The organism is Staphylococcus ureilyticus, assembly GCF_025558845.1.
Taxonomy (GTDB): domain Bacteria; phylum Bacillota; class Bacilli; order Staphylococcales; family Staphylococcaceae; genus Staphylococcus; species Staphylococcus ureilyticus.
On record NZ_CP094825.1, the window covers coordinates 1,880,850 to 1,894,198 of the forward strand.

Genomic DNA, 13,349 nt, shown 5'->3' on the forward strand with positions numbered 1-13,349 from the left:
ATTATTTTCCTCCTTCACTAGTGTTCTTAGTAGGAAGAACTTCTCCACGATAAATCCACACTTTGACACCTAACTTACCATAAGTTGTGTCTGCTTCTGCGTGTGCATAGCCTATGTCAGCACGTAGTGTATGAAGTGGAACAGTTCCTTCTGAATATTGTTCTGCACGAGCGATATCAGCACCAGCTAAACGACCAGATACTTGTGTTTTGATACCTTTAGCGCCTTGTTTCATCGCTCTTGTAATAGCTTGTTTTTGTACACGACGGAAAGATGCACGATTTTCTAATTGACGCGCAATGTTTTCCGCTACCAATTTAGCATCTAAATCTACTTTTTTGATTTCAATTACGTTGATGTGTACTTTTTTATTTGTTAATGAATTTAATTTGTTACGAAGTTTTTCTATTTCTGAACCGCCTTTACCGATTACCATACCAGGTTTACCAGTGTGAATAGCGATGTTGATACGATTAGCAGCACGTTCAATTTCTACATGAGAAACTGAAGCTTCACTTAATGCGTTATCAATAAACTTACGGATTTTTAAATCTTCGTGTAATAATGATGCGAAGTCTTTTTCTGCATACCATTTAGCTTCCCAATCACGGATTACACCGACACGAAGTCCAATTGGATTAATTTTTTGACCCACAGTGTTCCCTCCTTAAGATTTTATTAAGCTTCTTTAGCTTCTTCTTTACCGTCACTTACGACGATTGTAATGTGGCTTGTACGTTTGTTGATCGCACTTGCACTACCTTGTGCACGTGGACGGAAACGTTTTAAAGTTGGTCCTTCATTAGCATAAGCTTCTTTAACTATTAACTCATCTGTGTTCATGTCATAGTTATGTTCTGCATTAGCTAAAGCGGACATTAATAATTTCTCAATTACTGGTGATGAAGCCTTGTTTGTTAATTTCAAAATCGCTATCGCTTCACCAGCGCTTTTGCCTCTAATTAGATCTAATACTAATCTAACTTTACGAGGTGCGATTCTTATTGTTTTAGCAACCGCTTTTGCTTCCATTCCAATTTCCTCCTCTACCTGTTAGATATTATCTTCTTGTTTTTTTATCGTCTGCAACGTGACCTTTAAATGTACGTGTTGGTGCAAACTCTCCAAGTTTATGACCAACCATATCTTCTGTTACAAATACAGGCACATGTTTACGTCCATCATATACAGCGAATGTATGTCCGATGAAATCAGGGAAAATAGTTGAACGACGTGACCAAGTTTTGATTACTTGTTTTTTCTCGCTTCCGCTTTGAGCTTCAACCTTTTTCATTAGGTGATCGTCAACGAAAGGTCCTTTTTTAATACTACGAGCCATAGTGGCGCCTCCCTTCTTATTATGTGCGTGCAGCGGTTAAGCCGCACACCCAAATAAGTTATTTTTATTTTTTCTTACGTCCACGAACGATAAGTTTATCTGATGATTTTTTACCGCGACGTGTTTTCTTACCAAGTGTTGGTTTGCCCCAAGGTGACATTGGAGAAGGCATACCGATTGGTGCGCGTCCTTCACCACCACCGTGTGGGTGATCGTTAGGGTTCATTACAGAACCACGAACTGTTGGACGGATACCTTTCCATCTTGAACGTCCAGCTTTACCAACGTTAACAAGTTCATGTTGGATATTACCAACTTGTCCAATAGTAGCACGGCAAGTTGAAAGAATCATACGTACTTCGCCAGATCTTAATCTGATTAATACATATTTACCTTCTTTACCTAATACTTGTGCACTTGCACCAGCAGAACGAGCGATTTGTCCACCTCTACCAGGTTTCAACTCGATATTATGGATAACAGTACCTACTGGAATATTTTGTAGTGGTAGTGCATTACCTACTTTAATATCTGCTTCTGCACCACTTTCAAGTGTTTGACCTACTTTTAAGTTTTTAGGTGCAATAATATAACGTTTTTCTCCATCAGCGTAAAATAACAATGCGATATTTGCTGAACGGTTTGGATCATATTGAATTGAATCAACTTTTGCTTGGATACCATCTTTGTTACGTTTGAAATCAATTACACGATATTGACGTTTGTGTCCACCGCCATGATGGCGTACAGTCAATTTACCTTGATGATTTCGTCCCGCTCTTTTCGGTAGCGGTTGTAATAGTGACTTTTCAGGAGTAGTTTTCGTAATTTCAGCGAAATCTAAACTAGTCATATTACGACGACCGTTAGTAATTGGCTTATATTTTTTTAGAGCCATTGTCGTTTACCTCCTTATTGGTAATTTTTTAGTTAAATAGATCGATTGATCCTTCTTTTAATTTAACGATTGCTACGCGTCGTTTGTTTGTATAGCCTTGGTAACGGCCCATACGTTTTTTCTTTGGTTTGTAGTTAATAATATTCACATTATCAACTTTTACATCAAAGATTTCTTCTACAGCGATTTTTACTTGTGTTTTATTCGCACGAGTATCAACATCGAATGTATATTTGTCTTCAGCCATTGCAACTGAAGATTTTTCAGTGATTACGGGGCGCTTAAGAACGTCTCTTGCTTCCATTATCCGAGCACCTCCTCAACTTTTTTAGCAGCTGCTTCTGTGATTACGACACTGTCAGCGCTTGTTAAATCTAGAACGTTTAAACCTTGTGCAGTTGTTACTTGAACACCTGGGATGTTACGTGCTGAAAGTGCAACATTTACATCTTCAGATTCAGTGATCACTAACACTTTTGTAGGTTGTTCTAAGTTAGAAAGTACAGTTTTGAATTCTTTTGTTTTCGGAGTTTCAAAACTTAATGTATCTACAATTGTTAAGCTATTTTCTTGTGCTTTGAAAGATAATGCTGAGCGTAAAGCTAAACGACGCATTTTCTTAGGCATTTTGTAAGCATAGCTTCTTGGTGTTGGTCCGAATACGATACCACCACCACGCCATTGTGGCGCACGAATAGTACCTTGACGCGCACGTCCTGTACCTTTTTGTCTCCATGGTTTACGTCCACCACCACGTACTGCTGAACGGTTCTTAACAGCATGTGTACCTTGGCGTAATGAAGCACGTTGTAAATTAATTGCTTCAAAAAGAACGTTGTTGTTTGGTTCGATTGCAAATACTGCATCGCTTAATTCAACTGAACCTGATTTAGTTCCATCTACTTTTAATACATCATAATTTGCCATTATGCATTTCCTCCTTTCGCTCTATAATTATTTATTACCTTTAATTGATGAAGAAATTTCTAAGAATCCTTTTTTCGGACCTGGTACGTTACCTTTTACTAAGATAACTTTGTTTTCAGCGTCAACTTGAACTACTTCTAAGTTTTGGACTGTTACTGTGTTTCCACCCATACGTCCTGGCATTTTTTGTCCTTTGAAAACTTTTGAAGCATCAGATGCCATACCTACTGAACCAGGTGATCTATGGAAATGGGAACCATGTGACATTGGTCCACGTGCTTGGTTATGGCGCTTGATAGCACCTTGGAATCCTTTACCTTTAGATACGCCAGTTACATCGATGATGTCACCAGCTTCAAACGTTTCAACTGAGACTTCTTGACCTACTTCGTATTCATCAACATTGACGTTTCTGAATTCACGAATGAAGCGCTTAGGTGCTGAGCTCGCTTTTTTAGCGTGACCTTCAGCTGGCTTATTAGCATATTTGCTTGATTTGCTTCCTTTTTTGTAAGCTGCTTTATCAGCATAACCTACTTGGATTGCATTATAGCCATCTACTTCTTCAGTTTTCTTTTGTAATACTACGTTTTCACTAGCTTCTACTACTGTTACAGGGATTAAATCACCGTTTTCTCCGAAAACTTGTGTCATCCCGATTTTTCTTCCTAAGATTCCTTTGGTCATCGAAAGTCCACCTCCTAAATTTTTCTATTATAATTTGATTTCGATGTCTACACCAGATGGTAAGTTTAAGCCCATAAGAGCATCTACTGTTTTAGGTGTAGGGTTAACAATATCGATTAAGCGTTTATGTGTACGTTGTTCGAATTGTTCACGTGAATCTTTATACTTATGCACGGCACGAATTACAGTGTAAACTGATCTTTCAGTCGGTAACGGAATTGGTCCAGAAACATCTGCACCAGAACGTTTTGCTGTTTCAACAATTTTTTCTGAAGATTGATCGATAACTCTGTGATCATAAGCTTTTAATCTGATTCTGATTTTTTGTTTTGCCATAATTTTCCCTCCTTATTCGTCTACATTTAAGTGATAGACTTCTCCACGAAAACTATCTCACACAGCGCCATGGCAAAGCGGCCGGGTGTGTCAGTAACCTTTCGCTTCATCGCGTGTTCTTAAAGTCCAACAATAGATATGTTACATGAAAAGCAGTGATTTATCAAGCTTTTCTGCAAAAGTTTTTACTATTTGCCTAACACATACCTTGTTATTATACTTGAACTACTTATTCAGTTCAACCTCTTTTCGGAAATTTTTGATGTTTGTAATTTTAATTGATTATTTGTTCTTTTTTATTTCTATTTCATTTATTTCGTTTATACTATTATTTAGTTAGGAGTGAATATTAATGAAAAGTGGTATTCGTACAACGCTTATAATTTTGAGTTTAATATTAATTGTTGGTGAGTTTATATATGGTATTCCGTTTTTAGGTGGGAGTATTATTTTTAGTTTTGGTTGGCAACCTTTATTAATCAATGCATTGCTCTACTTTGTAATCGTGATTATATTAGTCGTCGATAAACAAAATTCTATTAAACCAATGTTAGTGATTCCTTTATTAGGTGTTTTCGGTTCCTTTTTAGCATTTGTACCTTTTGTTGGTATGATTGTGCATTGGATTTTATTCTTTTTAATGTTGTTCTTTGTGTTAATTATTTTTTCGACACCACTTTATGTTCCAAATAAACATGCAAAAGTTGTTTATACACAACACAAACAAGAGAATAAGAAATTTTAAAAATATATAGTTATGATAGCTATATTATAATGAAGAAACACATCCTTTTTTATAAAATTTTTATTAGTAATAAGTGCTTACAAAAAAATCCTTTTGCTGCGATACGAAACGCTGCAAAAGGATTTCTATTTAGCCGTGAACAAATACAAAATATAATATAAACAATATCATTAAAGCATACATGATTGGGTGGACTTCTTTATGTCTTTTAGAAATCAACATAGTGATTGGATAAAAGATGAAACCACAAGCAATACCAGTTGCGATTGAATAAGATAATGGCATCATAATGATCGTGATAAATGCCGGTACGGCAACTTCGAATTTTTTCCAATCTATTTCCGTAAAATTGGCAGCCATCAACACACCCACGACTACAAGCGCTGGCGTAGTCACTGCACTTGTTACTACTTCCATTAAAGGACTAAAAAATATCGCTAATAGGAAACAAAAACCTGTAACAACACTAGCAAATCCAGTACGCGCCCCTACAGCGACACCTGAAGTAGATTCAATATAGGAAGTTGTTGTTGTCGTACCAAAAATTGAACCAACTATCGTTGCTAATGAATCAGAAAATAATGCGCGTCCAGCTCTCGGTAATTTATTATTCTTCATCATACCTGCTTGTGTTGCTACTGCAACAAGTGTACCTGCAGTATCGAAGAAATCTATAAATAAAAACGTTAAAATTACAATTAAAAATTGCACAGTGAACAACTGACCGGGATCTTTGAATGCTTCAAAAGCGGCTCCAAAAGTAGGTTCAATACTTGGTACTTTGCCTACAATGCCACTTGGTGTATGTATTAATCCTGTAAGCATACCTAAAATAGATGTTAGTACCATACCAATAAATATAGCACCAGGTACTCTAACAGCATACAGAATCACTGTTATTATAATCCCAAATATTGTTAACAATACTGGACCATCAGTTATATGACCCAAAGTCACTAATGTAGAATCATTATTAGTAATAATTCCTGAGCTTTGTAATCCTACAAAGGTAATAAACAAACCTATACCCGCTGAAACCGCCATTTTCATTTGATAGGGTATTGCATTAATAATGGTCTCTCTTAAACCTGTCATAGTCAGTATTGCAAAAACTACACCAGAGAATAACACACCAGTCAAACCTACTTGCCATGGAATTCCCATTGTTAACACCACTGTAAATGCGAAAAACGCATTTAAGCCCATACCGGGTGCTAAGGCAATTGGATACCTAGCTATCAAGCCCATGAATAACGAACCAACAAACGCTGCTAGTGCTGTAGCAACAAAAATAGCACCTTGATCCATTTTCATATTTTCTGAAACACCTTTTACGCCTGCTAAACTTAGTACTTGAGGGTTGACAGCTAAGATATATGCCATTGACAAGAAAGTTGTAAGCCCACCAAGTATCTCTTTCTTATAGTTTGTTTTATGTTTTTCAAACTTGAAATACTTTTTCACGGTTTAGTTCTCCTTTTTTTAAAATACCTACACATTCTAATACCAATTTCATTATTTTACAATAGCAAACACGAACTTCTTGTCAAAATTAATGCTATTCGTTCGATTAATTTAAAATTTCAAACCTTTTAACGCATCTTGAAATGGATTGTTCTCTAAGCCATCATTGTTATTCATATATTTTTTTAAATCTTTTTTGTTTACTTTATCTGATTTTTTATTTTTATGACGTTTATCCATTTGTGCTTGTGTTTCAGTATGTCCGCACACACAACGATATACTGCTTCTTTTCCTTTTCCAAACAACATCATTTTTTTATGGCAATTTGGACAACGCGCATTGGTTTTTCTTTGAATATTCTTTTTAGTTTTACATTTCGGATCCTGACAAACCAGCATTTGTCCATTTTTAGTTTTAACTTTAATCATAAATTTGCCACATGTAGGACATTCCGTTGTGGTTAAATTATCGTGTTTATAATTCTGTTCGCTTTCTTTTATTTCACTGACAACTTCATGTGTGAAATTTTTCATCTCAGATATAAATTGATTGGCATTATATTTACCTTGTTCTATTAAAGATAGTTTTTCTTCCCACTCAGCAGTTAATAGCGGAGATGTTAATTTTTGTGGTGCAAGCTCTAGTATTTGTTTTCCTTTAGAGGTAACTTTGATTTTACCGTCACGTGATTCGATTGCATTCATATTAAATAATTTTTCAATGATATCTGCTCTAGTCGCAACTGTTCCAATTCCACCTGTTTCTTTTAATGTTTCATTATATTTTTTATTGTTTAATTTAAAGAATTTTTGTGGGCTTTCCATCGCTTTTAATAATGTACCTTCATTAAAATATGAAGGTGGCGTTGTTTCATGGTGCTCAATTTTAGCTTGTGTGATATGCAATTTGGATGATTTTGTTAATTTTTCTATTTGCTCGTTTACTGATGCTTCAGTTTCATAAATCGCTTTAAACCCTAATTTTTTAGTAATTTTATCTTTAAATTCGAATTTATATTTCCCACTTACAATTTGGATTGATACAGCCTCGTATTCGTGTGGGGGCATAAGATTTTCTAAAAATCTTTGAGCAATCATCAGATAAATTTTTGTTTCACGTTGGGTTAGTTGATTCATATCTGGACGTACTTCTGTTGGAATAATTGCATGGTGGTCTGATACTTTTTGATTATTTATAAATTTTTCATTTATTGAAAAAGATTGTGTTAATTGTTTTTTTGCAATTTCTTTTAACGATGTGCCCATAATAGCTTGTATTCTATCTTTTAGTGTATTTACCATATCATCAGTTAAATAATTAGAATCTGTTCGTGGGTATGTTACTAGTTTATGTCTTTCATACAAAGTCTGTAAAACATTCAATGTTTCTTTTGGACCATAGTGATAACGTTTGTATGCCTCTTGTTGCAAGTCTGTTAAACTGAACAGTTTAGGTGCATAGGACTTTTTATGTTTTTTATTAATACTTTCAATCAAACCGTCTTTCTCACTGATTTCACTTTTTATCTTTTCAAAAACTGATTTATCATTACTTGTCTCTGGCGTCACACATTGGAATGTAAGCCCCCCAGCAACAATATTCATTTTAAAATAAGTTTGTGGAGAAAAGTGATTAATTTCGTTTTGTCTCATTTGAACGAGTTGTATCGTCGGTGTCTGAACTCTACCGAGAGACAATTGTGCATCATATTTCGTAGTTAATGCACGCGTTGCATTGATACCAACAATCCAGTCTGCCTCACTTCGAGCAAGTGCTGCATAATATAAATTGTTAAATTTACGACCATCTTGTAATTTTGAAAAGCCATCTTTAATTGCTTTTTTTGTTACTGAACTAATCCACAACCTTTTAATCGGTTTCTTATTATGAGATTTATCCAAAATTAAACGCGCAACAAGTTCACCTTCTCTACCGGCATCTGTTGCGATAATAATATCTTTTGTGTTTTTGTTATTGATTAATGATTGTACAATAGAAAATTGTTTTTTGGTCTTACTTATGACAACCGTCTTCATACGGTTAGGTATAATAGGGAGATCGTTAAGTTTCCATTCTTTATAATTATTATCATATTGTTCTGGCGTAGCATTTGTAACTAAATGCCCCAATGCCCAAGTCACAATATATTTATTATTTTCAAAGTAACCATTACGTTTATCATTTATATTCAATGCTTGCGCAATATCTCTACCTACAGAAGGTTTTTCTGCAATAATGAGTGATTTCATAATTTCGTCCTTTCAGTTCAATGATATTCTTATTGTAACATGTATATAGCACATCAAAACTTCCATTTACATGAAAAAGTTCTTATAATTAACTTAATAGTTCATCATATGGAGGTATTATATGAAAACAACAAATCCGAACGATGTCGATCAAATCTTGGAATTTTTGAATAATGCTAACTATCAATCTGCTTCTTATTTGTACAAATTACCACAAATGCATAATGATATTAGGTCTGTTATTACCAATGCAATACAGAATCCTGGTGTATTTGCACAAGTGAACAATCAAGATGAAATTACAATATTACTTTTAGCTTTAAAGTACGAAGATAATAAATATAAAGTATTAGGCCCATTCATACACAAAAATATTACGCCTACTATCGAAGAAATGACACAACTTTTTGATGCTTTAGCTCAAAGTAAACCTGATACTGCAAATTTTAATTTTTCTTTTGAAGAACATGAACAAGAATACTTACCGTTTATGAAATCATTAGGTGCATCCTATAGCTTTACTGACTACTATCTCATTTCTACAAAAGATATTGGAAATGTTGGTAATGAACAAAATATTATTGAATATCAACCTGCGTTCTATCCTTATTTTAGTAAATTACATGATCAAACATTTAAACATGATGTAATGACTGCTGATGAAATTGTAAAATCATTAGATGAGTACCATCGCCTATTTATATTCATGTCTGAAGGATTATTAAAAGGTTATTTATATCTTGAAATCGCTGAAAACAACCATATAGCTGAAATCAAATACTTTTCTTCGCACTCTGATTACAGATTAATGGGGATTGCTTTTGATTTACTATCATATTCTCTACATTTTGCTTTTTCAACTTTTGATATTGATAAGATATATTTTAAAATACGCAGTAAAAATACTACACTTGTTGAGCGTTTCAACGAATTAGGTTTTAACATTAATTATGAATATAAAAAATTCAAGTACGTAGCGGCATACATTTAAATTATAAGTGTTTTATATTTTTACATTTTTAATATCCATCTAGACTATTTTAAAAATTAAAAAGCTGAACTGTAATCTAATATTTTTACTATTCGATACCTTTAGTTTAAAATGAGTGTCTAGGGCAATCTTCAGTGATTGTTTTATAAAGGGAAAGTAAAAATAAATAGAGAGTGAGTGAAGCTTAATTATGGATTTATTAATTGCCCTGCTCCCAGCATTATTTTGGGGAAGTGTTGTTCTAATTAATGTACTCGTTGGTGGTGGCCCTTACAATCAAATCAGAGGGACTACTTTCGGTGCACTTATCATAGGTATCTTATTATTACTTACTGGCAATACAAAATTCGATGACCCCATCGTCATTATTGTAGGTTTAATATCTGGTGCTTTTTGGGCATTAGGACAAGGTTATCAATTAAAATCAGTCAGTTTAATTGGCGTATCTAAAACAATGCCAATTTCAACAGGGTTACAACTTGTAGGTACCACTTTATTTAGTGCTATATTTTTAGGTGAATGGAGTACTGGCACACAAGTAATTCTTGGCTTAGTTGCAATGATTTTACTTGTTGGCGGTATTGCGCTTACTTCAATTAAAGGTAAAAATGAAGCTTCAGAAAGTACGAAAAACTTTGGTAAAGCAATTCCTATCTTGTTAATTTCCACTGTAGGTTATGTCGTCTATGTTGTAGTTGCACAAATTTTTGGTGTTGATGGTATGAATGCCCTATTTTTCCAATCTATTGGTATGGCAATAGGTGGATTAATATTATCAGCTAAACATGAAACTACGATTAGAAGTACAGTTTGGAACCTGATACCAGGTGTCATATGGGGTATAGGTAACTTGTTTATGTTCTATTCACAACCAAAAGTAGGTGTGGCGACAAGTTTCTCATTTTCACAATTATTAGTAATTGTTTCTACACTTGGTGGCATTTTCCTTTTAGGTGAACGAAAAGATAAACGTCAGATGATAGGCATTTGGACAGGTATCATTTTAATCGTTATCGCTGCATTTGTTTTAGGCAATATTAAAGCTTAATCAAGTATTATAAAATCTTATTCGACTAGACACTTTAATTCATCAAAATTTATGCCGAATAACTAGGAGGAATCTTAAATGTTTAAAGATTTAGCAGGAAAAGTAGTCATTATTACTGGGGCTGGTAGTGGTATTGGAAAAGCCATGGCAGAGCAGTTTGGTGAAGAACAAGCGAATGTCGTATTAAATTACAGATCCGAACGTCATATGGATGCTATTGAAGCCTCAATTGAATTAATTGAAAATGCTGGTGGCAAAGCATTAAAAGTTCAAGCAGATATCTCTAAAGAAAATGATATTGATCACCTCATTCAAACTACTGTAAATCACTTTGGTACATTAGATATCATGATTAACAATGCCGGATTTGAAAAAGCAATCCCAACACATGAAATGCCTTTAGATGAGTGGCAAAAAGTAATTGATATTAACCTAACAGGTGCTTTTTTAGGTTCCAAAGCAGCAGTTAATCAATTTCTAAAAGAGAATAAAAAAGGTGTTATTCTTAATACTTCAAGTGTACATGATAAAATCCCTTGGCCTAATTATGTGAATTACGCTGCTAGTAAAGGCGGTTTAAAATTAATGATGGAAACAATGTCTATGGAATATGCTCAATATGGCATCCGCATTAATAATATTTCACCAGGGGCAATTGTAACGGAACATACAAAAGAAAAATTTTCAGACCCAGCAACACGTGCAGAAACATTAGAAATGATTCCGGCAAAAGAGATTGGTGAAGCAAATGAAGTCGCAAATGTAGCAAGATTTCTTGCCTCTGATTTAGCAAGTTATATTCATGGAACTACCATTTACGTTGATGGCGGAATGACTAATTACCCCGCGTTTATGGGAGGTAAAGGATAAAGTCATCACGCCAATCCAAACACATGCATTTAGTCATTAATACTTATGCTCAATATTTAAGGGTCCGGGACACCATTGATATGTCCCAGACCCTTATTTTTTATATTCAAATCGTTTCATAGTCTTCCAAAAATCAATTAAACAAATAACGCTTGATATACATACAATATAATAATGCTAATTAAAATCGTTAAATTACTCACCATTCCAACGAGTGGCAAAGTCTTATACTTAAATTGAATGGAATAAGGTATAATAGCAACACCTACTGGTAATAACCAAGCAACTTGTAGTGTTGTTTTAATCATATCATTATCAACTGGTAAAAAGAAGTAAACGAGCAATCCTGCGATAATTCCCAATCCATAATGTAAACATAAATACTTTAAAGCAATAGGCAAGAAGCGTTTATCAATACTAAAGTTGAGCATCAAACCTAATAATATCATTGAAAGTGGCATATTAGCGCCAGATAGTACAGAGAAAAAATTAATTACAGGCTCTGGGAAGTGTATATTAAGCATATTTAATATAAACATAATGATATATGTCATTAAAGGAACCGATTTAAGTAAATTCTTTCCTAAATATTTAAAATCAAAATTATCACCTGCACTACTGAAATAACTGCCAACAAAGTATGTAACACCAAACATAATCATTGCGCCACCTATATCTGCCATTCCAAAATATATCATTCCTGTTTTAGGCCATATCGCTTCTACAAGTGGATAAGCAAATAAACCAATATTTAGCGAAGCTGTCATCATGCCAACTGTTCCACGTATGTGATTGTCATACTTTAAGAAAAACCAAATCACGATGACCTTAGCGATAACACCATACAATATCATCATTATCGGTAATATTGATAGTGACAAATCTAAACTTGCACCATTTAAATTAACAATCACTAAAGAAGGTAATGTTATGTTTAATACGAGTGTTGAAAAGACTTGACTATCGTTAGCTTTAAAGTAATTTATCCGTTTGAGTACATAGCCTAATGCAATGAGTAATATAATAATGATAAATTGTTGGGTCACATTATTCCTTCTTTCATCCAATCATCTGTTTTCATTCTATTTTCATACTTTAACATAAGTGGCAACCATTTTAGAAGCTTTCGAATCCATGTTATAATTGAACTTATATACGAAATGCTTACATTAAACAAAAATGGAGGTAATTAAATGGATTTAAATGATAAATTAGCGGAACTGAAATATGATTATGTTAGATTACAAGGAGACCTCGAAAAAAGAGAATCAGTTAATCAATCTGTGGATCCTTTAATAAAACAACTTGAAAAAATAGAGCAAGAAATGTCAGAGGTACGTTCAGAAATTAGACAAAAAGAAAATAAATAACATCCTAGTAAATCAATAACTTACATGCTAAGATTAAGGGCGAACATAGAAAGGATGTAATAAATGCAACTGTATCTTATATTTTTGCCAGTGTTATATTTAATCGTAAGTTACATAAGTATATTTAAAATGAACACCATTATAACGCGTATTTTACGTATTATTATGTCTTTACTTTTATTATTCGTAGTAGCGATTACAACATTATCGTTCCCAGCAATCAATTGGTGGGTCTTTATTGTACTACTGCTTATCATAGGTAATGTAGAAATTACAGCTTTCAAAAACGGCAAAAAAGATCAAAAAGCCGTTCAAATTTTAAATATAATGAGCGTTATCTTATTTGTAATTTATGTTATTTTGACTTTAGTTTTATATTAAAACCACTATTTTAAAATACTGTAACGTCACACATATAAATCAG

Annotated in this window: 17 protein-coding genes; 6 read left to right on the forward strand and 11 right to left on the reverse strand. The window is 33.7% G+C overall.

Annotation, left to right across the window (positions count from 1 at the left end):
• Position 1: 1 nt before the first annotated feature.
• The 8 genes from rpsC to rpsJ form a co-directional block, all read right to left on the reverse strand.
• A complete protein-coding gene (rpsC, locus tag MUA21_RS09420) occupies positions 2-655 on the reverse strand; it encodes a 30S ribosomal protein S3 (RefSeq protein ID WP_019468646.1) in 654 nt (217 codons plus the stop codon).
• Between the two features lie 23 nt (positions 656-678).
• On the reverse strand, positions 679-1,032 hold the full coding sequence (gene rplV / locus MUA21_RS09425; RefSeq protein ID WP_019468645.1) for a 50S ribosomal protein L22: 354 nt from the start codon (positions 1,030-1,032) through the stop codon (positions 679-681).
• 28 nt (positions 1,033-1,060) lie between these two features.
• Positions 1,061-1,339: a 30S ribosomal protein S19 gene (gene rpsS, locus MUA21_RS09430; protein ID WP_019468644.1), complete on the reverse strand. Its 279-nt coding sequence runs from the start codon at positions 1,337-1,339 to the stop codon at positions 1,061-1,063.
• A 64-nt stretch (positions 1,340-1,403) separates the two neighbouring features.
• The gene (gene rplB, locus MUA21_RS09435) at positions 1,404-2,237 is read right to left on the reverse strand and encodes a 50S ribosomal protein L2 (protein ID WP_046208423.1); all 834 of its coding nucleotides are present in this window, start codon (positions 2,235-2,237) and stop codon (positions 1,404-1,406) included.
• Between the two features lie 28 nt (positions 2,238-2,265).
• Positions 2,266-2,541, reverse strand: a complete 276-nt coding sequence (rplW, locus tag MUA21_RS09440; RefSeq protein ID WP_046208424.1) for a 50S ribosomal protein L23 — start codon at positions 2,539-2,541, stop codon at positions 2,266-2,268.
• Positions 2,541-3,164: a 50S ribosomal protein L4 gene (gene rplD, locus MUA21_RS09445; protein ID WP_046208425.1), complete on the reverse strand. Its 624-nt coding sequence runs from the start codon at positions 3,162-3,164 to the stop codon at positions 2,541-2,543. Before rplD ends, rplW begins: the two co-directional genes overlap by 1 nt.
• 27 nt (positions 3,165-3,191) lie before the next feature.
• Entirely contained in the window at positions 3,192-3,851 is a 660-nt protein-coding gene (gene rplC, locus MUA21_RS09450) for a 50S ribosomal protein L3 (RefSeq protein ID WP_046208426.1), read from the reverse strand.
• 27 nt (positions 3,852-3,878) lie between these two features.
• Positions 3,879-4,187 (reverse strand): 30S ribosomal protein S10, encoded by a 309-nt coding sequence (rpsJ, locus tag MUA21_RS09455; protein WP_210143120.1) that lies wholly within the window; start codon positions 4,185-4,187, stop codon positions 3,879-3,881.
• 352 nt (positions 4,188-4,539) lie between these two features.
• On the opposite strand from rpsJ, the gene MUA21_RS09460 reads away from it, so the two are divergent.
• Positions 4,540-4,932 (forward strand): hypothetical protein, encoded by a 393-nt coding sequence (locus MUA21_RS09460; RefSeq protein ID WP_046208427.1) that lies wholly within the window; start codon positions 4,540-4,542, stop codon positions 4,930-4,932.
• Between the two features lie 129 nt (positions 4,933-5,061).
• On the opposite strand, the gene MUA21_RS09465 is transcribed toward MUA21_RS09460, so the two are convergent.
• Both MUA21_RS09465 and MUA21_RS09470 read right to left on the reverse strand, forming a co-directional pair.
• Entirely contained in the window at positions 5,062-6,396 is a 1,335-nt protein-coding gene (locus MUA21_RS09465; RefSeq protein WP_262561132.1) for an NCS2 family permease, read from the reverse strand.
• Between the two features lie 111 nt (positions 6,397-6,507).
• Positions 6,508-8,646 (reverse strand): DNA topoisomerase III, encoded by a 2,139-nt coding sequence (locus MUA21_RS09470; RefSeq protein WP_107525446.1) that lies wholly within the window; start codon positions 8,644-8,646, stop codon positions 6,508-6,510.
• A 121-nt stretch (positions 8,647-8,767) separates the two neighbouring features.
• Here MUA21_RS09470 and MUA21_RS09475 point away from each other — a divergent pair, with 121 nt between their 5' ends.
• The 3 genes from MUA21_RS09475 to MUA21_RS09485 all read left to right on the forward strand — a co-directional run bounded on the left by MUA21_RS09475 (position 8,768) and on the right by MUA21_RS09485 (position 11,555).
• On the forward strand, positions 8,768-9,637 hold the full coding sequence (locus tag MUA21_RS09475; protein WP_107525445.1) for a GNAT family N-acetyltransferase: 870 nt from the start codon (positions 8,768-8,770) through the stop codon (positions 9,635-9,637).
• 190 nt (positions 9,638-9,827) lie between these two features.
• Positions 9,828-10,685 (forward strand): RhaT/GlcU family sugar-proton symporter, encoded by an 858-nt coding sequence (locus MUA21_RS09480; protein ID WP_046208430.1) that lies wholly within the window; start codon positions 9,828-9,830, stop codon positions 10,683-10,685.
• A 78-nt stretch (positions 10,686-10,763) separates the two neighbouring features.
• Positions 10,764-11,555, forward strand: coding sequence for a glucose 1-dehydrogenase (locus MUA21_RS09485; protein ID WP_073343798.1), 792 nt, complete (start codon positions 10,764-10,766; stop codon positions 11,553-11,555).
• A 137-nt stretch (positions 11,556-11,692) separates the two neighbouring features.
• Here the strand turns inward: MUA21_RS09485 and MUA21_RS09490 are convergent, their stop codons facing one another.
• Positions 11,693-12,601, reverse strand: a complete 909-nt coding sequence (locus MUA21_RS09490; protein WP_107525443.1) for an AEC family transporter — start codon at positions 12,599-12,601, stop codon at positions 11,693-11,695.
• 147 nt (positions 12,602-12,748) lie between these two features.
• Between MUA21_RS09490 and MUA21_RS09495 the strand changes: the two genes are divergently transcribed.
• Positions 12,749-12,925: an SE1832 family protein gene (locus MUA21_RS09495; protein ID WP_164987263.1), complete on the forward strand. Its 177-nt coding sequence runs from the start codon at positions 12,749-12,751 to the stop codon at positions 12,923-12,925.
• A 63-nt stretch (positions 12,926-12,988) separates the two neighbouring features.
• Positions 12,989-13,306, forward strand: coding sequence for a membrane stabilizing protein MspA (gene mspA / locus MUA21_RS09500; RefSeq protein ID WP_046208433.1), 318 nt, complete (start codon positions 12,989-12,991; stop codon positions 13,304-13,306).
• Positions 13,307-13,349: the final 43 nt, after the last annotated feature.